This window comes from Streptomyces sp. NPDC060000, from assembly GCF_042737375.1.
Taxonomy (GTDB): Bacteria; Actinomycetota; Actinomycetes; order Streptomycetales; family Streptomycetaceae; genus Streptomyces.
Map to the genome: position 1 here is coordinate 1 of NZ_JBHWUU010000124.1, position 20302 is coordinate 20302.

19 protein-coding genes and 1 pseudogene are annotated in these 20302 nt (G+C 72.0%); 13 read left to right on the plus strand and 7 right to left on the minus strand.

What is annotated here, in order from left to right; translation table 11 throughout:
• On the plus strand, positions 1-201 hold a 201-nt coding region (locus ACFWBB_RS40060; protein WP_385283424.1), incomplete at its 5' end, for a transposase family protein.
• Positions 202-606: 405 nt separating this feature from the next.
• Here ACFWBB_RS40060 and ACFWBB_RS40065 read toward each other — a convergent pair.
• Both ACFWBB_RS40065 and ACFWBB_RS40070 read right to left on the minus strand, forming a co-directional pair.
• A pseudogene (locus ACFWBB_RS40065) lies at positions 607-1158 on the minus strand (cobalamin-dependent protein); the annotation flags it as partial.
• Positions 1159-1315: 157 nt separating this feature from the next.
• Positions 1316-2536, minus strand: a complete 1221-nt coding sequence (locus ACFWBB_RS40070; protein ID WP_385283427.1) for an acyl-CoA dehydrogenase family protein — start codon at positions 2534-2536, stop codon at positions 1316-1318.
• A 242-nt stretch (positions 2537-2778) separates the two neighbouring features.
• Here ACFWBB_RS40070 and ACFWBB_RS40075 point away from each other — a divergent pair, with 242 nt between their 5' ends.
• The 7 genes from ACFWBB_RS40075 to ACFWBB_RS40105 all read left to right on the plus strand — a co-directional run bounded on the left by ACFWBB_RS40075 (position 2779) and on the right by ACFWBB_RS40105 (position 10044).
• Entirely contained in the window at positions 2779-3603 is an 825-nt protein-coding gene (locus tag ACFWBB_RS40075; protein WP_385283430.1) for an enoyl-CoA hydratase/isomerase family protein, read from the plus strand.
• A 149-nt stretch (positions 3604-3752) separates the two neighbouring features.
• Complete coding sequence (locus ACFWBB_RS40080) at positions 3753-4385, plus strand: hypothetical protein (protein ID WP_385283433.1); 633 nt, start codon at positions 3753-3755, stop codon at positions 4383-4385.
• Positions 4382-6997, plus strand: a complete 2616-nt coding sequence (locus ACFWBB_RS40085; protein ID WP_385283436.1) for a putative PEP-binding protein — start codon at positions 4382-4384, stop codon at positions 6995-6997. Before ACFWBB_RS40080 ends, ACFWBB_RS40085 begins: the two co-directional genes overlap by 4 nt.
• Positions 6994-8121: an acyl-CoA dehydrogenase family protein gene (locus ACFWBB_RS40090; protein WP_385283439.1), complete on the plus strand. Its 1128-nt coding sequence runs from the start codon at positions 6994-6996 to the stop codon at positions 8119-8121. Before ACFWBB_RS40085 ends, ACFWBB_RS40090 begins: the two co-directional genes overlap by 4 nt.
• Positions 8122-8159: 38 nt before the next feature.
• Entirely contained in the window at positions 8160-8579 is a 420-nt protein-coding gene (locus tag ACFWBB_RS40095; protein WP_385283442.1) for a Zn-ribbon domain-containing OB-fold protein, read from the plus strand.
• Positions 8576-9730 carry a thiolase family protein gene (locus tag ACFWBB_RS40100; RefSeq protein WP_385283445.1) on the plus strand — a complete coding sequence of 385 codons (1155 nt, stop codon included), beginning with the start codon at positions 8576-8578 and terminating at the stop codon, positions 9728-9730. Before ACFWBB_RS40095 ends, ACFWBB_RS40100 begins: the two co-directional genes overlap by 4 nt.
• Positions 9709-10044, plus strand: coding sequence for a hypothetical protein (locus ACFWBB_RS40105; RefSeq protein ID WP_385283447.1), 336 nt, complete (start codon positions 9709-9711; stop codon positions 10042-10044). The genes ACFWBB_RS40100 and ACFWBB_RS40105 overlap by 22 nt, the downstream gene beginning before the upstream one ends.
• Positions 10045-10062: 18 nt before the next feature.
• Here the strand turns inward: ACFWBB_RS40105 and ACFWBB_RS40110 are convergent, their stop codons facing one another.
• Positions 10063-10716 carry a TetR/AcrR family transcriptional regulator gene (locus ACFWBB_RS40110; RefSeq protein WP_385283448.1) on the minus strand — a complete coding sequence of 218 codons (654 nt, stop codon included), beginning with the start codon at positions 10714-10716 and terminating at the stop codon, positions 10063-10065.
• Between the two features lie 139 nt (positions 10717-10855).
• On the opposite strand from ACFWBB_RS40110, the gene ACFWBB_RS40115 reads away from it, so the two are divergent.
• Entirely contained in the window at positions 10856-11464 is a 609-nt protein-coding gene (locus ACFWBB_RS40115) for a TetR/AcrR family transcriptional regulator (protein ID WP_385283450.1), read from the plus strand.
• A gap of 82 nt (positions 11465-11546) precedes the next feature.
• On the opposite strand, the gene ACFWBB_RS40120 is transcribed toward ACFWBB_RS40115, so the two are convergent.
• The 4 genes from ACFWBB_RS40120 to ACFWBB_RS40135 form a co-directional block, all read right to left on the minus strand.
• On the minus strand, positions 11547-13061 hold the full coding sequence (locus ACFWBB_RS40120) for a dihydrolipoamide acetyltransferase family protein (RefSeq protein ID WP_385283453.1): 1515 nt from the start codon (positions 13059-13061) through the stop codon (positions 11547-11549).
• Positions 13062-13065: 4 nt separating this feature from the next.
• Positions 13066-14091: an alpha-ketoacid dehydrogenase subunit beta gene (locus ACFWBB_RS40125; protein WP_385283455.1), complete on the minus strand. Its 1026-nt coding sequence runs from the start codon at positions 14089-14091 to the stop codon at positions 13066-13068.
• Positions 14092-14096: 5 nt separating this feature from the next.
• The gene (locus ACFWBB_RS40130; protein WP_385283457.1) at positions 14097-15107 is read right to left on the minus strand and encodes a thiamine pyrophosphate-dependent dehydrogenase E1 component subunit alpha; all 1011 of its coding nucleotides are present in this window, start codon (positions 15105-15107) and stop codon (positions 14097-14099) included.
• A gap of 105 nt (positions 15108-15212) precedes the next feature.
• Positions 15213-15716, minus strand: a complete 504-nt coding sequence (locus ACFWBB_RS40135; RefSeq protein ID WP_385283459.1) for a VOC family protein — start codon at positions 15714-15716, stop codon at positions 15213-15215.
• Positions 15717-15964: 248 nt separating this feature from the next.
• Here ACFWBB_RS40135 and ACFWBB_RS40140 point away from each other — a divergent pair, with 248 nt between their 5' ends.
• The 4 genes from ACFWBB_RS40140 to ACFWBB_RS40155 all read left to right on the plus strand — a co-directional run bounded on the left by ACFWBB_RS40140 (position 15965) and on the right by ACFWBB_RS40155 (position 20264).
• On the plus strand, positions 15965-17266 hold the full coding sequence (locus ACFWBB_RS40140) for an aromatic ring-hydroxylating dioxygenase subunit alpha (RefSeq protein WP_385283462.1): 1302 nt from the start codon (positions 15965-15967) through the stop codon (positions 17264-17266).
• Complete coding sequence (locus ACFWBB_RS40145) at positions 17263-18087, plus strand: SDR family NAD(P)-dependent oxidoreductase (protein WP_385283465.1); 825 nt, start codon at positions 17263-17265, stop codon at positions 18085-18087. The genes ACFWBB_RS40140 and ACFWBB_RS40145 overlap by 4 nt, the downstream gene beginning before the upstream one ends.
• A gap of 52 nt (positions 18088-18139) precedes the next feature.
• Positions 18140-19876 carry a PEP-utilizing enzyme gene (locus tag ACFWBB_RS40150; protein ID WP_385283468.1) on the plus strand — a complete coding sequence of 579 codons (1737 nt, stop codon included), beginning with the start codon at positions 18140-18142 and terminating at the stop codon, positions 19874-19876.
• Between the two features lie 73 nt (positions 19877-19949).
• The gene (locus tag ACFWBB_RS40155) at positions 19950-20264 is read left to right on the plus strand and encodes a putative quinol monooxygenase (protein WP_385283471.1); all 315 of its coding nucleotides are present in this window, start codon (positions 19950-19952) and stop codon (positions 20262-20264) included.
• Positions 20265-20302: the final 38 nt, after the last annotated feature.

The following is a 20302-nucleotide window of genomic DNA, read 5'->3' on the forward strand; positions in this document are numbered from 1 at the left end:
CCTTACCGCGGCCGATGGGAGAAGCTGTCCGCCGGTCAGCAGGCCGTCAACCGGTCCCATGCGAAGGTGCGGGCACTGGTCGAACAAGCCATCGCCACCCTCAAGTCCTGGCGGCTCCTGCGCAAGCTCCGCTGCTCGACGACCCGAATCACGAGCCTCGTCCAGGCCGTCCTCACCCTTCATCTGGCCAGCTCAGACTGAAGATGGAAAAGGCTCACTGTCCACAATCACAAAAACAAGCCTTGTCGCAACCCGGCTCCGGGCGGCTTCACGCGGACCGGGCCGCTCCCCGGGGCGGGCCTCATGGCGGGACAGGCCACGCAGCTCGCCAAGCCTTCTGGCCGTAATCGCCCTTCCGGGTTGTGGTGCGCTTGTCGACCGCCGAGAACAGCGGCTGTCTTCGCTCAGCTCGAACCGGTAACGGGTGGTGTTCAGCCCGGGAAGGTGGCCGGGAGAGCGATTCTGCCGAGACTGGTGATGGTCTGGTTCGGCGGCAGGGACAGATGGGCGGTGATCCGTTTTCCCGTTTCGCGAAGCGCGACGACGACTCTGTCGCTGACCGTGTGCACCAGGTGCGGCCCATGACCGCCGATGCGGCGCGGGTCAGCCTTCCTGCAGGGCGCTGAGCAGCCTGGCGAGTGCGGGGCGTTCGCCGGCCAGCACGGCGGCGAGCCGCGCGGGGCGGTCCTGCCAGGGAGCGGTGTCGCAGTCCCTGACGATGGTGTTGACCATTCCGGCGAGGCCGAGACGCTGCCCGTCCTCGGGGGAGAAGATCCGCACTCCGGCCGCGGCGAGGCGCTGTATCTCCTCCGGGACGATCACCCCTCCGCCGCCGCCGAAGACCTTCACGTGGCCGGCGCCGCGTTCGCGGAGCAGCTCGGCGAGGTACTCGAAGTACTCGACGTGGCCGCCCTGGCAGGAGCTGACGGCCACCCCCTGGACGTCCTCCTCCACGGCGGCGTCCACGATCTCGCCCACCGAGCGGTTGTGTCCGAGGTGGACGACCTCCGCGCCCTGCGCCTGGAGGATGCGCCGCATGATGTTGATCGAGGCGTCGTGGCCGTCGAAGAGGCTGGACGCGGTGACCAGGCGCACGGGGTGCCGCGCCAGGTGAAGTTGGGGTGCGGGCAAGCCGTCGGTCACGGTGCACTCCGGCATTTAGTAGGGCGTCCTAGTAATCGAGGGCGGGAAAGCCGTACAACCCCGAGGAGCCCAGCGGGGATCCCAGGCCGTACGGCTTTCAGAAGCTTCTCTCATCCTGTGACTGTAGTCAACGACAAGTAAGTGGGCTCCGACCCTGGCGGCCCACACCCCGTCAGGAGCCGTCGACCCTGGTCGGCCTGGGCCGCCGGTACGGCTTCACCGCCCGGCGTGCGATGGCGAACCGATGGGTCTCGGACGGGCCGTCGTAGATCCGGAACGGCCGCACCTCTCTGACCAGACGCGCCAGCGGGGCGTCCTCGGCCGAAATGCCCAGGGCGCCGCAGATCTGCACCGCCCGGTCGACGACCCGGCCCACCGCCTCCGCCACGAAGACCTTGGACACCGAGGAGAACTGCGCGGCACCGGCCTGGTCGTTGTCCAACTCCCAGGCGGTACGCCAGATCAGCGCGCGGCTCGCCTCGATGTCGATCTCGGAGTCGGCCAGCATCTGCTGCACCATGCCGAGATCCCCCAGCAGCGAGCCGAACGCCTCCCGGGTTCCGGCACGCTCCAGTGCGACGTCCCGGGCGCGGGTCGCGGCCCCCAGCCAGCGCATGCAGTGCGTCAGCCGGGCTGGACCGAGGCGGACCTGGGCGTTCTCGAAGCCGTGGTGCACCTGGCCGAGCACCTGCTCCTCGCCCACCACGCACTCCTCGAACGCGACTTCGCTGTGTCCGCCGAAGAGGCTCTCGTCGAGCGTGTCGATGTTCCTCACGACGCGCATGCCAGGGTTGCCGGCGTCGACAAGGAACATGGTGGCACCGCCGGAACTCCCGGGGCTGCCCTCGGTGCGGGCCATCACGATGGTGACGTCGGCGCCGTCGGCCCCCGTGATGAACCACTTGCGCCCGTCGATGCGCCAGCCGCCCGGGACCCGCACCGCCGTGGTCCGCAACGAGCGGGGGTCGGCGCCGGCGCCCGGCGCGGGTTCGGTCATCGCGAAGCACGAGCGGTACTCGCCGGCGGCCAGCGGGCGCAGATAGCGCGCCTTCTGCTCCTCGGTGGCCACCTTGTCGAGCAGGTGCATGTTGCCCTCGTCCGGAGCCGCGCAGTTCAGCGCCAGCGGGCCGAGCACGGAGTACCCGGCGGCCTCGAACACCACCGCCTGCCCGCGCAGGTCCAGCCCGTGCCCACCCCACCGCTCGGGGACGTGCGGCGCGAACACCCCCGCCTCACGAGCCCCCTCGTGCAGGGCCTCCCGCAGCGCCTGCGGGGCGTCGTGGACGGACCCGCCACACTCGCGCTCGGCCGGGATCACCACCTCGCGGACGAACTCCGCGGTGGCCTCGGCAAGCCGGGCTGCTGACGGATCGACATCGAACTGGATCGGCACGGTTCCTCCCGCCGACGGGCGTACGGGCGCCGGTGCCCGCCGCGTCGCCAAAACTGTATAACGACTTAAGTATCTTTCTTGCGGTCCTGATCGAAACATCGCTCTGCCCAGCAGAGATCCACGGACAAGGTGACCGACCATTGCTGAAACTGTACGACGGGTTCAGTATGTGAGCGCCGTTTCCGGTGAGCCGTCCCCGACCACGCGAGACGGCTGTTCCCCACGATGGGAGAAGACTTCCGATGAGCACCCGACCGGTCCGGGTCGTCCGCCACCCCGACGGAGTCGTCGAGCTGCTGCTGGACGACCCCGGACGGGGAAACGCCCTGGATCTCCCGACCGCCGAGGCCCTGCGCGACGCCGCCGCCCAGGTGACCGCGGATCCGGGCCGCGCCGTCCTGCTGCGGGCGACGGGCGGCACCTTCTGCGTGGGCGGTGACCTGCGCGCCTTCGCCGGCCGAGGCGCGGAGACCGCCTCCTATGTGCACGAGGTCGCCTCCGCCGCGCACGAGGCGGTGCGGGCCCTGCACGAGCTGCCGGTGCCCGTGGTGAGCGCCGTGCGCGGCGCCGCGGCGGGCGGCGGGATCGGACTGGCCCTGGCGGGCGACATCGTGGTGGCGGCCCGCTCCGCGCGCTTCCGGCTGGCGTACACCGCGATCGGGCTCACCCCCGACTGCGGCGCGTCCTGGGTACTGCAACGCCTGCTGGGCCCCCGGCGGGCGGCGGACCTGATCCTCACCAACCGGGTGCTGACCGGCGAGGACGCCGAGCGCTGGGGACTGGTGTCGCGACTCGTGGACGAGGACGAACTGGACGACACCGCGTACCGGACCGCCGCCGACCTCGCGGCCGGCTCCGGCGCCGCGCTGCGGGCCGCGAAGGAGCTGCTGCGGGTGGGCGCCGAGGCACCACTGGAGAGTCAGCTCGCCCAGGAGGCGCGCTCGATCGCCGCCCTGGCGGGCGGGGCGGAGGCCCAGGCCGCGATGGACGCCTTCCTCGCCGCCAGGTCGCGCGGCAGGGCGCCCTCGGCGCCGTCGGCACCGGAGGCGCGGCAAAGTGTTTCTTGAGTACCTCTTCACTAACAGGGTGGCCTGAGCGTAACCTCCGGGCAACACCGGTCGCAGTCAGCTGCGACGCACCACCCACCGCGGTCCCAGCGACCCGGCCACCGTCGCCGCGCGGCCTGAGCCCGCGCCCCACAGGAGAAGGTGTGGAGATGCATTCTGCTGCCGCGGAGCGGACAGACACGTTCGACAAGTCCCTCACCGAAGCCGTCGTCGACCTCGTGCTGCGCGGCATGTGGCGCGGTGTGCCGGAGTCGCGGTACCGCCCCCTGGTCGACGCCGGGCTCGCCATGGTGAAGGGCCCCATGGTGCTGCCCACCGAGTACGCCAAGAACGCAGCGGCCAAGACGCTGCGGATTACCGCGGACTCCGAGCTACAGGGGCGGATCAACGCGGTCTACGAGGCGTTCCTGCCGGTCAACCGAAGGGTGCGCGAGGTCTGTACGGCCTGGCAGTGCCGCCCCGACGGCAGCGTCAACGACCACAACGACAGTGTCTACGACGCCGAGGTGCGCGAGATGCTGGAGGACGTGCACGAGGCCATCCAGCCGGTACTGCGCAGGCTGGAGCGGCTCCTCGTGGGCAGCAGCCGGTATCTCAGTGGCCTGGAGGAGGCGCTCGACCGGTTCGACGACGGAGGCGCCCAGTGGCTGGCCTCCCCGCTGTGCGACTCGTACCACACCGTATGGATGCGGCTGCACCAGGAACTGCTGCTGATCCTCGGGATCAGCCGGGCCGACGACGAAGCCCTTGAGGAGACGCTGGTGCGAAGGAGCCGGGGTTGAGCATCACCGACCGGTCGGCAGGCGCCATCGCCCCGCCGGAAGCCGCCGGCCTCGCCCTGGTGCCGTACGGCCAGGGACGGACCCGGGGCCTGGACGCCGACGACCTGGGCGCCCACGGCGTCGCGATGGACCAGCTGGTGGCCCTCGGGCTGCCGGTGGTGCCGGGGCTGACCGTACCCGCGGGTTCCGCGCGGTCGCTGGGCGAGCCCGGCACCGCACGAGCGGCTGTCGCACTCGTCGAGCAGCTGTCGGGACGCCGCGTCGGCGACCCGGCCCGGCCGCTGCTGCTGCGGCTCTCGGCGAGCGCTGCGGGCGAGGTCGCCGGTCTGCCCCCCGACCTCGCCTGTCTCGGTGTCACCCCGGCCGGTGCCGGGGACCTGTGCACGGTCATAGGCAGCGCGGAAGCGCTCCACGAGGTGTGGGCGGCCACGGTCCGGATGATCGCGGAGTACGCCCTCGGCATACCGGCCGCCGTGCTGGACGACGCTCTCCTGGACGCCCCTGAGCCCCGCGCCCGGGTCGAGGCACTGTTGTCCCTGGTCGCACGGCACGCCGAGCGGCCTTACCCCGACGACCCCGCCGAGCAGCTCGCCCTCGCCGCCCGGGCGGTCCTCGCCCGCTGGGACTCACCGCGCGCCAGAAGGTCCCGCCGCGCCCAGAAGCTCCCCGCCGACCTCGGTATCGCGCTGCACGTACAGGCGCTGCGCATCGGCCCCGCGGAGCGCTCCGGCCACGGCACGGCGGTCAGCCGTCACCCCGAGACCGGCCGCTTCGGCGCGCAGGGTGCCTTCTTCCGAGGAGTGCGCCGGAGCGCGCCGCCCCCGCACACCGGCGAACCGCTGGACAGGCTGGCGGCGGGCACGACACTCCTCGACCACTCGCTGCTCACCCTGGAGCGCCATCTGCACGCGCCGGTGTCCGTCGACTTCGAGGTGCGCGACGGCGAGATCTCCCTGCTCGCCGCCTCCGTACAGAACCGTCCCCCGCTGCGCGCCTCGGTGTGCCTGGCGGCGGACCTGGCCCGGGACGGGGCGCTTGAGCGGGACGAGGCGGTACGGCGGATCGCTCCCGCCCAGGTGCAGGAACTGCTGCACCCGCAGCTGAGGCTGACCGGCGACGAGGAGCTTCTCGTCCGCGGGCTTCCCGCCTCCCCCGGGGCGGCGGCCGGCGTCGTCGCGCTGTCCAGTGAACGCGCGCTGGAACTGGCCGCCGAGGACTCCGACGCCGTCCTGGTGATGCACGAGACCACACCGGCCGACGTGCCCGGCATGCTGGCCGCCGCCGCGGTGCTCACCTCCAGCGGAGGCATCGCCTCGCACGCGGCTGTGGTGGCGCGCGGCGCCGGCAGGCCCGCGGTGTGCGGCGCGGAGGGACTGCGGGTGGACCGAGCCGCGGGCACGGTACGGATCGGGGACCGGGTGCTGCACGAGGGCGACGCCGTGTCGCTCGACGGCCGCACCGGAGCGGTCTACGCCGGAACGCTGCCGGTCACCGTCGCCGGCCCGCCGCCGGAGCTGTCCACCCTGCTCCAGTGGGCGGACGGCGCTCGTCGGCTCGGTGTACGCGCCAACGCCGACACGGCGGCGGAGGTGGACACCGCCCTCGCCCTCGGCGCGGAGGGTGTGGGCCTGTGCCGTACGGAGCACCAGTTCCTCGGCGAGCGTCTGCCGCTGATCCGCGGTGTCATCCTCGCCGCCGATCCGGCGGCCCGCGACGAGGCGCTGCTCGCCCTGGAACACGCACAGCACGAGGACTTCAAGGCACTGCTGACCACGGTCGGCGACCGCCCGGTCACCGTGCGCCTGCTGGACGCGCCGCTGCACGAGTTCCTGCCCGCTCCCGGCGAGGCCCGGGAGCCGGCCGAGGAGCAGCGCGCCGCTTCGCTGCGGGAGGCCAATCCCATGCTCGGCCTGCGTGGCGTGCGGTTGGCGCTGCTGCACGAGCGGTTGTATCCGGCGCAGGCCGAGGCGCTCTTCTCCGCGTGGGCCGAGGTCGCCGCGACCGGCGTCCGGCCCCGGCTTGAGGTGATGATTCCGCTGGTCAGCCTGCCGGAGGAACTCCAGGCCGCGGCCTCCTTCGTGCGCGAGGCCGCGGCGACGGTGTCCGCTCGTACGGGCGTGGACGTGCCGTACCGGCTGGGCACCATGATCGAGACTCCGCGGGCCGCCCTGCTGGCCGCCGAACTCGCCGAGCACGCCGAGTTCTTCTCCTTCGGCACCAACGACCTCACCCAGCTCACCTACGGCTTCTCCCGGGACGACGTGGAACGCCAGGTGCTCGCCTCGTACCAGGCGCGCGGGTTCCTCAGCGCCAGCCCGTTCGCGCGCCTCGACCCGCAGGGGGTCGGCGCGCTGATCGCCCTCGCCGTGGAACGGGCGAGGAGCGTACGGCCGGACATCGGACTCGGCGTGTGCGGCGAGCACGGCGGGGACCCCGAGTCGATCGCGTTCTGCGACGACCTGGGCCTGGACTACGTCTCCTGCTCGGCGCACCGCGTGCCGGTCGCCCGCATGGCGGCGGCCCACAGCGCGCTGCGGGACGGCCGCGACCGGAGCGACGGCAGCGGAAACAGAAACGGCAGCGGGCACGACCGGAACAGGACGGCGACATGACCACCGTGACCGACCCCGCGAGCGGCGTGAGCGAGGCTTCCGACACCGACCTCGATGATCTGCGCGACACCGTGCGGTCGGTGTGCGCGGACGCGGGCGGCATCGCCGCGGTGCGCGAACTCGACGAGGACTCCCCCGGAATCCACGCCGCCCTGTGGGACACCCTGGGCCGTCGGGTGGGCCTCGGAGCCCTCGGCCTGCCGACGGACGTGGGAGGCATCGGCGGCCTCGCGGAGATCGCCGTGGTCTGCGAGGAACTCGGCAGGACCCTGGCCCCGGTGCCGCTGCTGTCGTCGACGGTGCTGGCCGGGCAGGTGCTGGCCGGCTGCGGTACCGCCGCGCGACCGCTGGCGGAGGTGGCCGAAGGCCGGGTGCACGCGCTGGCGGTGGCCGCGCCCGACGGTGTGTGGCGGCCGGACGCCGTGCCGGTGGGGGTGACGTGGCGCGGTGGCGTCGCGGTCCTCGACGGCACCGCGCCGTTCGTGCTCGACGGGGCCGACGCCGAGGTTCTGGTGGTCGCGGCCACGGGTCCCGACGGCGTGGACCTCTTCCTCGCCGACCCGCACGAACCGGGCGTGAGCGTCCGCCGGGTGCCCACCCTGGACCTGAGCCGGGGCCAGGCGGTGATCACGTTCACCGGTGCCAGGGCTCGTGCGCTGACCGCCGGGGGCGAGGGCACGGAGGTCGTCACGCGCTCCCTGGACACGGCCCTGGTGGCCCTGGCCGCCGAGCAACTGGGCGGCGCGCAGGCCGCGTTGGACCTGACCGTGGCGCATGTGCGGGAGCGCAGGCAGTTCGGCAGATCGATCGGCAGTTTCCAGGCGGTCAAGCACACCTGCGCCGACATGCTGCTCCAGGTGGAGTCCGCGCGGTCCGCGGTGATACGGGCGGTCCGGGCGGCCGGGGCACCCGAAGCGCTCGCGGAGGCCGCGGCGGTGGCGCAGTCCTGGTGCGGCGAGGCATTCACGTTCGTCTCGGCGGAGTGCGTCCAGCTGCACGGCGGCATGGGCTTCACCTGGGAGCACGACGCGCACCTGTACTTCCGGCGCGCGCAGTCCGACGCCGTGCTGCTGGGCGGCGCCGCGCACCACCGGGAACGGCTCGCCGGACTGCTGGGCTGGTAGCCCGCGGCCCCTGCCGGGTGAGAGAACAGGACGACAGCATGACCACCAGACTCATCGACGACGGCCTGTTCGACGGCGTGGACCCCCCGCGCCTCGTGGGGGCGCGCTGCACAGGGTGCGACACCGTCGTCTTCCCCCGGCAGGACGCCTGCCCCAGGTGCTCCGACGGGACCATGTCCGCGCACCCGCTGCCGGTGCGGGGGCGGGTGTGGTCGTGGACGCTCCAGGCGTTCCCGCCCAGGCCGCCGTACCGGCCACCGGCCGACGGTCACCGGCCGTACCACGTGGGCTATGTGGACCTCGGCGAGGTGCTGGTCGAGGCACGCCTCGAAGTCTCCCGCCAGGAGGTGGAGATCGGACTTCCGGTCCGCCTCACCATGGCGCCCGCATACCAGGACGAGGACGGGACCAACGTGCTGACGTTCGCGTTCCGTACGGACCGAGGAGGGCGGCGATGACCCGGTCCGACGAGATCTACGTGGTCGGATGCGGCATGCGTCCCTTCGGCCGCGACGAGACGGTCACCGGAATGGACATGGCCGTCCTCGCCGTCCGGGAGGCGCTGAGCGACGCCGGTGTCGCCTGGGAGGACGTCGGTTACGCGGCCGGCGGTTCCGACGTGTCGGGCAAACCCGACACGCTCGTGGGCCGGCTCGGGCTGACCGGTGTGCCGTTCGTCAACGTGCAGAACGGGTGCGCGACCGGAGCCTCGACGGTGCTCGCGGTGGCCAACGCGCTGCGGGCGGGCGAGGCATCGCTGGGCCTGGCCGTGGGGTTCGACAAGCACGAACGGGGCGCGTTCCACGTGTCCGCCGCCCGGTACGGCCTCCCGGACTGGTACGCGGAGACCGGCATGATGCTGACGACCCAGTTCTTCGCTCTCAAGACGCAGCGCTACCTGCACGAGCACGGCATACCGGAGCGGGCGCTGGCGACGGTGGCCGCCCGTGCCTTCCGCAACGGCTCCCGCCACCCCCTGGCCTGGCGGCGCGAGGAGCTGGCGGAGGAGGAGATCCTGAACTCCGCCGAGGTGAGCCCGCCGCTCACCCAGTACATGTTCTGCTCCCCCGGCCAGGGCGCGGCCGCACTGGTGCTGGCCCGCGGCGACCGCGCGTTCGACCTGTGCGAACGGCCGGTCAGGCTGGCGTCGTTGGCCTTCCGGACCAGGCGGTTCGGCTCGTTCGAGGTCTTCTCCCCCTGGCTGCCGCCGGGACCGCACCGCTCCCCCACCGTCGACGCGGCGGAGGCGGCCTTCCGGGGCGCCGGTCTGCGGCCCGCCGATGTGCGGGTGGCGCAGCTGCAGGACACCGACAGCGGCTCCGAGTTGATCCACCTGGCGGAGACCGGGCTGTGCGGCCACGGCGAGCAGGAGGAACTGCTCGCCGCGGGAGACACCGACCCCGGTGGCCGGATCCCCGTCAACACCGACGGCGGGTGCCTGGCGGGCGGCGAACCGGTCGGCGCCTCGGGACTGCGCCAGTTCCATGAAGTCGTACGGCAGTTGCAGGGCCGTGCGCCGGGAACGCAGGTGCCGGGCGGTCCCCGGGTGGGCTTCACCCATGTGTACGGGGCGCCGGGGATCAGCGCGTGCGCGGTGCTGACGGCCTGACCGGCCCGCCACACGGACGGCGGCGGAGTGCGTACGGGTCGCCGGCGCTGACGGCCTCCGGCCGAAATCCCGCCTACCGCCTCTCCAGGACCGCCCTCAACGCCCTGACCCGCATGCTCGCGGGCGAGTCGATGGGCACCGGCGTCCTGGTCAGCGCGGCCGACCCCGGCTGGACCCGCAGGGGCATGGGCGGTGCCGCCGCCCCGCGCGGGCCGGAGGAGGGCACGGACACGCCGGTCCGGCCGGCGATCCTTCCGGGGGGTGACGGGACGGCGGGCGGGCTGTTCGCCGCACGCGGACCACTGTCCTCGTGAGCAGAGGGCTCGCGCGCCTCAGGCCGATGAGGCCGTGGCGCTCTGGTCGGCGGCGACGATCCGCAGCGCCAGCGCCCTGACCGCCTCCTGCACGGACCGTGAAGGCAGCCGGGACAGCGGACCGCCCTCCGCCCGCAGCGCGGTCACGAGGATGGTCGTACTGATCAGGGTGCGGACCGCGAGTGCCTGCGAGGCGTGCCGCGCCTTGGCCGCCCGGGGGCTGCGGGTGCTGCTCTCGGGCAGGTAGTCGTACGCCCGCTGGATGTGCCGCTGCTCGAACTCGTCGCGCAACAGCTTGATGTTGCCGTTGGCCGAGGCGATCTGGACCTGGTAGAGCCGGGCCTCGTCCGGGTTCTTCTCCACCCAGTCCCACACGGCGTCGATGACGCGCGTCAGGCCCTCGGCATCACCCGGCTCGGTGTCCGGCCGGGCCGTCTCCACGACGGTGTTCAGCTGGTCGAAGACCCGCCGCATGGCGAGTTCGAGCAGCTCTTCCTTGCCCGCGAAGTGGTAGTAGACGGCCGTGGGCACCACCTCGGCCTCGTCCGCGATGTCCTGCACACTGGTCTCCGCGAAGCCGTTGCGGCCGAACACCCTGACCGCGGCGCTGATGATGTGCTGGCGTCGCGAAGGACGGTGGGCGGGCTGCTTGCCGTTCGTGGTGGCCATCATGCTCCCTCGCGGTTACCGCGACCGGCGCTCGTGCGCCCGGCGTACTCCCCATGCTATCCAGTTACTCTCCCAGGCCGGACCCGTGAATCCTGGCACCGCTGTGGATCTGGAGCACGGAGATCACTGCATACTTGACAGCATGACTACATCCGGAACCCGCGCAGCTCACCGCCCTTCGCGCCGGCAGTGGGTCATCGAGGCAGCCACGGAGCTCTTCGCGACCCAGCCGCCGGACGAGGTGACGGTGGCCGACATCGCGGCGCGGGCGGAGATGACGTCGGCCGCGGTCTACTACCACTTCTCCTCCAAGGACCAGGTCCTGGTGGAGGGTATGCGGGTGTTCGCCGCGGCGCTGCGTGAGCAGGTGGAGTCCCTCACCGAGGCGCACCGGCCGGGCTCGGGCATCGGACCGGTCGTCACGTCGCTGGTGGTCTGGCTCAGCGAACACCGGTCCGCCGCCACCGTGTTCTTCGTGTCCTCGGCCGGCATGAGCCAGGAGGCGGAGGCGCTGCGCCACGAGAACCGCGCGCAGCTGCTGGACGAACTGGTGCGGCTGGTCGGCAAGGGCCGTGAGCCGGTTTCGGAGGCGGAGGCGGCGGTGATCGGCCTGGGGGTGCTGGCCCTGCTGGAGACCGCCGCCGTCTCGCAGGTCCGGGGCGACGACGTCTACCGCTCCCTCGGGCACCGCTCGTTCCTCCACGAGGTCGGCCGGCTCGCCGAGCGCATCGCCGACCCGGCGGCGGGGTGACGGACCCGAGCGGCATGCCCGGGGTGACGGACCGCGCCCGCCGGCCTAGGGGAGACAGCCGACGGGCGCGGGGCTGAGGGAGTCAGAACAGCAGTCGCAGAGGTCCGCTCAGCAGCTCACCGACCGTGCGCAGATACTCGGCCGCCGGCGCCCCGTCCACGGCACGGTGGTCGAAGGTCAGGCTCAGTGTGAGCACCTGGCTCCGCCGGGGCTGGTCGTCCACCCACTCGACACCGTCCCTGAGCCTGCCCACGCCGAGGATGGCGACATTGCCGGGGTTGATCACCGGGGTGAAGAAGTCGACGCCGTACCCGCCCAGCGAGGTGACGGTGAACGTGGCTCCCTCCAGCAGCGCCGGGGAGATCCGGCCGGATCTGGCGCTGTCGGCCAAATCCCGCGACCGGCGGGCCAGATCGGGAAGCGACAGCGTTGCCGCGTTCTCGATCACGGGGACGAGCAGGCCGTTCGGGACCGCTACGGCGAAGCCGACGTGGATGCCCTCGTACAGGTGAACCCCGTCCTCCAGCACCGCCGCGTTCAGCAGCGGGTGTTCCCGCAACGCCAGCGCGGCGGCCTTCAGCACGAAGTCGTTGAGGCTGGGCACCGTCAGGTCGCCGTCGGCCCACTCCTGCTTCAACCGGGCCCGCAGGGCCACGACGGCGTCCAGCCGCACCTCGTAGCCGTGGGTCAGCTGGGCCATCTCCTGAAGACTGGCGTGCATCCGGCGGGCGATGGCGCCGCGCATCCCCGTGAGCGGGATGACGTCCCCGGGCTGCGGTGGGGCGGTGGACCGACGGGGCGGCGCGGTCGACGCGGGTGTGGTCAAAGCCGCCGCGGTCGGAGTGACGGCGTCGAGATCGCCCCGCCGGATCCGCCCGCCCGCACCCGTGCCGCACACGTCCGCGAGGTCGATGCCCCGCTCCTTCGCCAGTCGGCGGACCAGGGGGGAGGCGGGAGTCACCGCGTCGCCCGCCAGGGAGGCGGACAGTTGTGCCTCCTGGGTGAGCAGGTACTCCTCCACGTCCTCGGAGACGATCCGGCCGCCGGGCCCGGTGCCGCGTACGACGGTGAGGGCGACGCCCGCGTCGGCCGCCACCCGCCGCGCGTTCGGCGAGGCCAGGAGACGGCTCCCCGAGCTGTTGGGCCCAACGGTGCCGTCGACCACGGGGACGCCGTTGAGCCCGGCGGTGCCGTTGCGTCGGCCGGCGCTGTCGAGCCCGCCCGTGCCCTCGACCCCCACGGTGCCGTTCAGCGACGGCGCCACGGAGGGAAGACCCACGGTCGCCGGCACCGCGTCCGTACCGGCCGGCCCGGGCCCGGCGGACATCGGCGTACCCCCCGGGCCCGGCGGCGGCTGCTCGCCTTCGGCCAGCAGCCAGCCGATGAGCGCCCCCGCCGGGACGGTGGCCCCGGCCGGGACGACGGGGTGGAACAGTCCCCCGGCCTCCGCCTCGACATCCACGTCGACCTTGTCGGTGGCCAGCCGCAGCAGGGCGTCGCCCTCCGCGACGGCGGTACCGGTCGGCACGAGCCACTCGTCGATCGTGCCTTCCTGCATGGTCAGGCCGATCTTCGGCAGCAGAACCTCGACCGCCACGTCGTCACGACCTTTCGAGGAGCCGGCGGCAGCCCCGCACGATGCGGGCCTGGTCGGGCACGTACGCCTTCTCCAGGACCGGGGAGAACGGCACCGGGGAGAAGGGGGCACCGATTCGCAGGACAGGCGCGTCGAGGTGGTCGAAGGCCGCGTCCTGGATCTGGGCCGCGATCTCCGCGCCGAGCCCGCCGAAGGTGACGGCCTCGTGCACGACGAGGACCCGGTTGGTGCGGCGCACGGAGGCGAACATGGTCTCGGTGTCCAGCGGCTGCACGGTCCGGGGGTCGATCACCTCCACCTCGACGCCCTCTGCGGCCAGTTCCTCGGCGGCCGCGAGAGCCTCGCCCACCATGCGGCCCAGGGCGATGACGGTGACGTCCGAGCCGTGCCGCGCGATGTGGGCCTGGCCGAGCGGGATGCCGTAGATCTGCTCGGGCACCTCGCTCTTGCTGCCCAGCAGGACCTTGTTGAGCATCACGACGACCGGGTTGTCGTCCCGGATCGCCGAGACGGTCAGGCCCTTGGCGGTGTAGGCGTCGCACGGCATGACCACCTTGAGGCCGGGCACGTGCGCGAGCCACGCCTCCAGGCTCTGGCTGTGCTGGGCGGCGGCACCGAGGCCCGCGCCGGAGGCGGTGGTGATGGTGAGCGGCACGGACACGGAGCCGCCGAACATGTACTTCATCTTGGCGGCCTGGTTGACGATCTGGTCCAGGCAGACGCCGATGAAGTCCATGAACATCAGGTCGACGACCGGCCGCAGCCCCCGGGCGGCGGCGCCGACACCGAGGCCGACGAGCGCGGCCTCGGAGATCGGCGTGTCGATCATGCGGCGGGGGCCGAACTCGTCGAGGAGGTTGTCGAACATCCGGAAGACGCCGCCGTAGCCGGCCACGTCCTCGCCGGCGACGAAGACGTTCTCGTCCTCGCGCATGGCCTGCGCCAGGCCCTCGTTGAACGCCTTGACGTAGGTGAGTTTGCGGGCCGTGCCGTCCGGTGCGGGGGCCGGTGCTTCGGTGACGGTGGTCATGGCGGTCATCCCGAGTAGACGTTGAGCAGCAGGTCGGCGGTGTCGGGCAGCGGGCTCGCCTCGGCGTACGCGATGGCCTCGGCGATCTCGTCACGGGTGCGCTGCCAGGTGTCGTCCAGTTCCGCGCGGGTGGCCGTGCCGTCGGCGAGGGCACGGGCCTCCAGCAGGTCGATCGCGTCGCGGGTCTTCCACTCCTCGACCTCGGCGTCCGAGCGGTAGGGGTGGCGCAGTCCCTTGACGCCCTGGTGGTCGTAGTAGCGGTACGTCTTGGCCTCGATGAACATCGGGCCCTCGCCGGCCCGGGCGCGTGCGACGGCCTCGACGGCGGCGGTGTGGACGGCGGCCGCGTCCATGCCGTCGACGATCACGCCGGGCATGCCGTAGGAGGCCGCCCGGTCGGCGACGTCGGTGATCAGCATGTGCTTTGACTGCGGGGTGAACTCGGCGTAGCCGTTGTTCTCGCAGACGAACACCACCGGCAGGCCCAGGATGGCGGCCATGTTGGCGGCCTCGTGGAAGGCGCCGATGTTGGTGGCGCCGTCGCCGAAGAAGGTGACGGCGACGCTGTCCTCGTCCTTGTACCGGGCGGCGAAGGCGGCGCCGACGGCGATCGGGATGCCGGCGCCGACGATGCCGTTGGCGCCGAGCATGCCGAGGGTGACGTCGTTGATGTGCATGCTTCCGCCGCGGCCGAGGCAGGCGCCGGTGACGCGGCCGTACAGCTCGGCGTACATATGGCGGAAGCTGACGCCCTTGGCCACGGCGTGTCCGTGTCCCCGGTGGGTGGAGGTGATCTGGTCGTCGTCGCGCAGCGCCGCCATCACCCCGGCGGCCACGGCTTCCTGGCCGACGTAGAGATGCAGGAAGCCGGGCAGTTTGCCGGCCTCCATCAGCTTTCCCGCCTCGGTCTCGAACAGCCGGATGCGCACCATGCGCTCGTGCAGATCCCTGACGAGCCGCGCTGATGTCTGGTTCGCGGCCGGATCGGCCGACTTCTTCGATGCCCTCTGAGCCATCGTCCGCCCCTTCGCCCCGAGCGAGGTGATCCAACCGATCGGACTTTGTTGTGCCGGTCTACAGTAACCAGCATCGGGCACCTTACTGAAGAGGTTCTCTAATTACTACGCCTCGGACCGATCGGGTTTCCGAACACCCCCGCGCTCGTCGACCAGCTCCAGCGCGTTGCCCTCCGGATCCGCCCAGAAGCTGATCCGGCGACCGCGCGCCCGCACGACGACAGGATCGGACAGCGGCCGGGCGCCCCCGGCCGCCAGAGCGGTCACCAGCGGATCCAGGTCGTCCAGGCGGAAGGTGAGATACGACAGCCCCCGCCGCCCGGTGAGCGGCACCACCGACTGGGCAGGTACCGACGGGGACTGAGGCCATATCAGCTTGACGCAACCCCCCGAGGGCACCTGGAGCCAGACGACGAGCAGCTCACCGCCCAGCCCGGCCGGGACACCGATGGAGGCCGGGACCCGGGATCGGTGCACCTCGGAGCAGCCGAGCACCTCGCGACAGAAGCGTCCCATCAGGTCCAGGTCGCGCACGACGACCCCGACCTCGAAGGGCCCGGTCATGCGCGCCCGCGCCCCGGACGCCGGGTCGGTCCTGTCATCCGCCATCGCGTCGCCTCCGGGTCGAGCGTGGGCCCATCACACGTCGGCAACTGGAACCGGTCAACAGAAAGATCGCTCCACCCTTGGGACTCTATTTCCGAGCCAGGGTGATATGACCCGCTGGATTCTGCGCAGCGACTTCGGCACTTTCTATTGACAGACAACACTAACCCCTGTTGTCGTGTCGCTCACAGCCCAGCCCGCCGTTCCAGAAGCCGTTCACCAGCTCGCGGCTGGGAGGATGTGAGGACATCGTGGTCCAGACCAGTGCACCGGAGACCCGGGAGACCGACGCCGGGCGTCAGCCTCCGCCGGCACCGGCCTACTCCTCGTGGATCAGCCAGGACCGGTCGACCGACCCCGCGTCCGTGGCGATGCGCCGGGAGGCCGCCGAACTCGTCGAGCGCGTGATGGAGCACTACCGCGCCACCACGACGCACGAGGCGGACGGCCAGTGGACGGAACCCGTCGCCAACTATCTCGACGCCGACCGCTGGCAGCGGGAGACGGACGCCGTGCACCGCACCGTCCCCCTTCCGCTCGCCATGTCGGCCGAGCTGCCCGGACCGAACACCTACAAGGCACTCGACGTGCTCGGTGTGCCGGTGCTGATCACCCGGGACCGGCAAGGCGTCGTACACGCGATGATCAACGCCTGCCGGCACCGCGGGGCGAAGATCATCGAACCCGGCTGCGGTGTGTCCAAGCGGCTCACCTGCCCGTACCACTCCTGGTCGTACGACCTGGCCGGGGAGCTGCGGGGCGTGCACGCCGAGAAGACCTTCGGCGATGTGTCCCGCGCGGGGCGCAGCCTGGTGCGGCTCCCGGCCGGGGAACGCGCCGGCATCGTCTTCGTCTCGCTCGACCCCGCGGCCGAACCCGACCTCGACGCCTGGCTGGGTGATCTGCAGCCGCTCCTTGAGGGACTCCGTCTCGCGGACTGCCATCACCACTCGACCAAGGAGCTGACCAGCCCCAACTGGAAGGTCACCCTCGACGGCTATCTGGAGACGTACCACTTCGCCTCACTGCACCCGAAGACGGTGTTCGAGACGAACCTCTCCAACATGATGGCGCATGACACCTGGGGCGCTCACCAGCGTATTTCCCCGGCCCTGCGGCCCATCGCGCAGGCGGTCGAGCTGCCCCCGGACGAGCGCGACCCCGGCGACTGCGTCGGAGCCATCTACTGGCTCTTCCCCGGACTGGCGATCGCCGGCGGCTGGCGCCACCGGATCGCCGTGTCGCTGGTGCTCCCCCGGACGGCCACCGAGTCGGTCACCCAGCAGATCATCCTGCTGCGCGAACCGGCGGTCACCGACGAGGAACGCGACGCCGCCGACCGGTTCGGCGAATGGTTCCACGAGGTGGTCCGCGACGAGGACTACGCGACCACCTACGGAGTCCAGCAGGGGCTTCAAGCCCTGAACGGGACCGACTTCGTCTTCGGACGCAACGAGCCCGGACTCCAGCACTTCCACCGCACAGTGCACCAGCACCTGGACAAGGCCGCCAAGGCCGCCGAGGCCGACAGCGCCGCGAGAGCCACCAGGTGACCAGCCGACAAGACACGCAGGAGAACAACATGGTGGCTACGGGCAGCCTCGACGGACGTGTCGCGGTGATCACGGGCAGCACACGCAGCATCGGGCGCGCCATCGCCGAGGCGTTCCTGGCACAGGGCGCGACAGTCGTCCTCAGCGGCCGCTCCGAGCTCAAGGGCAAGCAGGCCCTGGAGGAGATAGGCGCCGGGGACCGGGCGGTCTTCCACCCCTGCGACGCCAACAGCCAGGAGGACATCGAGGGCCTCGCGGACTTCGCCGCGGAGCGCTTCGGCCGGCTCGACATCTGGGTCAACAACGTCGGGGGGACCTCGGGCTTCGCCCCCGTCCACCAGCTCAGCGACGAGGCCTGGCACGGCGCGCTCAACCTGAACCTCAACGCCTACTTCTACGGCACCCGGCGCGCCCTGCCGAAGATGCTGGAGGGCGGCTGGGGCCGCATCATCAACATCTCCTCCGTCGAGGGCAAGCAGGCCAACAAGCCGGCGATCAGCCACTACATCACCAACAAGCACGCCATCCACGGCCTGACCAAGGCGACCGCCTTCGAGTACGGCACCCAGGGCATCACCTGCAACGCGATCTGCCCCGGCGCCGTCGACACCGACCTGATGCGGGCCGCGGGCCCCGCCGCGGCCGAGGCCGAGGGCATCTCGTACGAGGTGTGGCTGGGCCGGTTCGCCGAGCACGCCGCCACCAAGCAGATCACCACCGTGGATCAGATCGCCGCGGTCGCCTCACTGCTCGCGAGCGACAACGGAGCGGGCATCACCGGCACGCTGATCAGCGTCGACGGCGGGACGGCGCAGTGGTGAGGACCGGCGCGGTCACAGGGACGGACACGGACAGCGGCGGGAGACCCTCGGCATGAAGAGCTGGATCACGGACTGGCAGCGCAGTGAGCGGCTGCCCCACTACACCCGCGCCAACGCGGGCGAGACCCTGCCGGAGCCGGCCAGCCCGCTGGGCTGGACCCTGGTGTGGGGGCGCGGTCTGCACGGCTGGCGCAACGGCTTCGTCGGCTTCGGCATCTACCGCGAGGAAGAGGTGGCCGGTCCCCGGCCGCCGTTCGTCGGGATGTTCGGCGGCTACTTCTACCTCAACCTGTCGCACATGCGGCTGTTCGGCATCCGCATGGGCCAGACCGCCGACCAGATCGACACGGCCTTCGTCGGCCAGCGCTCCGACACCCCGGTGTACGTGGCGCACCCCGAGGACGAGGACGCGGAGCTGACCGCCAAGGCGGGGGCTACGGTCGCGCGGATGCTGGGTCTGACCGGCTTCGCGGAGGCCGACGCCGACCAGGAGCGGCTGCGCCGCCTCCGGCGCGAGCGGCCCGACCTCGCGCAGCTGTCCGACGCGGAGCTGGTGGCGCGGGCCCGCTCACTGCTCGGGGAGGTGGAGATCACCTTCCAGCGGCATGTCGAGTCGTCGCTGCCCGCGTCCGTCGGACCGGCGATCCTCGGCCCGCTGTGCGCGGGTCTGGACCGCCCCGGCGCCCTGCTGGACCTCATCGGCGGGCTCGGTGACGTCGATTCCGCCTCCCCCTCCACCGGGCTGTGGACGCTGTCCCGGCAGGTGGCGGCCTCGGCCGAGCTGACCGCCCTGTTCGAGAAGGGGCCGGCCGCGGTGGAGCGCGCGCTCGACGGGGCGAGCGGGGACGTGAAGGCGTTCCGTGACTCCTTCGAGGAGTTCCTGGCCGCTGCCGGTGACCGCGGCCCCAACGAATGGGACATCCACGCGCTGTCGTGGGAGGCGGCGCCGGTCCAGGCCCTGGCTCTGGTCGACCGCATCCGGCGCAGCCCCGACGACGACTCCCCGGCCGAGCGTCACCGCCGGCTGGCGGAGCACCGTACGGAGATCGCGGCGGAGATCCGGGCAGCGCTCCCGGAGGACGTGCGGCCGGTGTTCGACGCCGGCCTGCACGCCTCCCAGGTGTGGATCCCGGCCCGCGAGCGGACCAAGGCCAACTGTGTGTCCGTCATCAACGAGATCCGCATGGCGGTACGGGAACTGGGCCGCCGCGGAGTCGACGCGGGCCTCTTCGCGCAGCCCGAGGACGTGATGATGCTGCTGGAGACGGAACTCGACGACTATGTCGCCGACCCGGGCGGCTTCGCTCCCGTCATCGCCCGGCGGCTCGCCGAGTACGCGGAACTGCGGGAGCTGGAACCGCCGTTCTTCGTCGCCGAGGACGCGCGGACCGAGATCGACGGCTGGCCGCGGAGAAGCGCGGAGGCGATCGCCGCGGCCGCCGAGAGCGAGGTGCTGACGGGCGTCGGCGGGAGCCAGGGCACGTACACCGGCAGGGTCCGGGTGGTCACCGACCCGGCCTCGTGCGAGGCGCTGGAGCCGGGCGAGGTACTGGTGGCGCCGATCACGGACGCCGCCTGGACCCCGCTGTTCCTGGTCGCGGGAGCGGCCGTGGTGGATGTGGGCGCGCTCAACAGCCACGCCGTCGTGGTCTGCCGTGAGCTGGGCATCCCGGCCGTCATCTCCGTCGAGGGCGGCACCCGGCGGCTGCGGGACGGCATGGTGATCACCGTCGACGGCACGCGAGGCACGGTGACCGTGGACAGTGTTCCGGCGGCGCTCGCCATCTGAACGGCCGCGGGCCCGTCGCTCCTTCCTGAACGAGGGCGACGGGCCCGCGGGCATGACCGTGGAAAGGACCACCGTGGCAGAGGAAATCATCGTCGCCGGCTGGATGGACTACGAGCCCGCGGACCGCGACACGATGCTGGGGCACCTCGTCGAGGCCGGCAGGCGCACCCGTGAGGAGGAGCCGGGCTGCCTGGACTACGCCATGACCGCCGACCCCGCCGACGAACGCCGCATCCGGGTGTACGAACGGTGGGTGTCCCAGCAGGCCCTGGACGAACACTTCGCCACCGCGCACATCAAGGCGTTCCGGGCGGCGGCGGCCGGGCTGATCCGGGTGGGAGTGTCGGTTCAGACGTTCAGCGTCGCCGGGGCACGAGTCATGCGCTAGCCGTACGCACCCGCACAAGGTGCAGGGGGGGGGGGGCC

Excerpts from the sequence above, each read along its gene's own strand:
- ACFWBB_RS40135 (WP_385283459.1), bottom strand. The coding sequence starts at position 15,716 with ATGGCGGATGACAGGACCGACCCGGCGTCCGGGGCGCGGGCGCGCATG.
- ACFWBB_RS40125 (WP_385283455.1), bottom strand. The coding sequence starts at position 14,091 with ATGACCACCGTCACCGAAGCACCGGCCCCCGCACCGGACGGCACGGCC.
- ACFWBB_RS40130 (WP_385283457.1), bottom strand. The coding sequence starts at position 15,107 with ATGGCTCAGAGGGCATCGAAGAAGTCGGCCGATCCGGCCGCGAACCAG.
- ACFWBB_RS40090 (WP_385283439.1), top strand. The coding sequence starts at position 6,994 with ATGACCACCGTGACCGACCCCGCGAGCGGCGTGAGCGAGGCTTCCGAC.
- ACFWBB_RS40080 (WP_385283433.1), top strand. The coding sequence starts at position 3,753 with ATGCATTCTGCTGCCGCGGAGCGGACAGACACGTTCGACAAGTCCCTC.
- ACFWBB_RS40150 (WP_385283468.1), top strand. The coding sequence starts at position 18,140 with ATGAAGAGCTGGATCACGGACTGGCAGCGCAGTGAGCGGCTGCCCCAC.
- ACFWBB_RS40075 (WP_385283430.1), top strand. The coding sequence starts at position 2,779 with ATGAGCACCCGACCGGTCCGGGTCGTCCGCCACCCCGACGGAGTCGTC.
- ACFWBB_RS40100 (WP_385283445.1), top strand. The coding sequence starts at position 8,576 with ATGACCCGGTCCGACGAGATCTACGTGGTCGGATGCGGCATGCGTCCC.
- ACFWBB_RS40115 (WP_385283450.1), top strand. The coding sequence starts at position 10,856 with ATGACTACATCCGGAACCCGCGCAGCTCACCGCCCTTCGCGCCGGCAG.
- ACFWBB_RS40095 (WP_385283442.1), top strand. The coding sequence starts at position 8,160 with ATGACCACCAGACTCATCGACGACGGCCTGTTCGACGGCGTGGACCCC.
- ACFWBB_RS40110 (WP_385283448.1), bottom strand. The coding sequence starts at position 10,716 with ATGATGGCCACCACGAACGGCAAGCAGCCCGCCCACCGTCCTTCGCGA.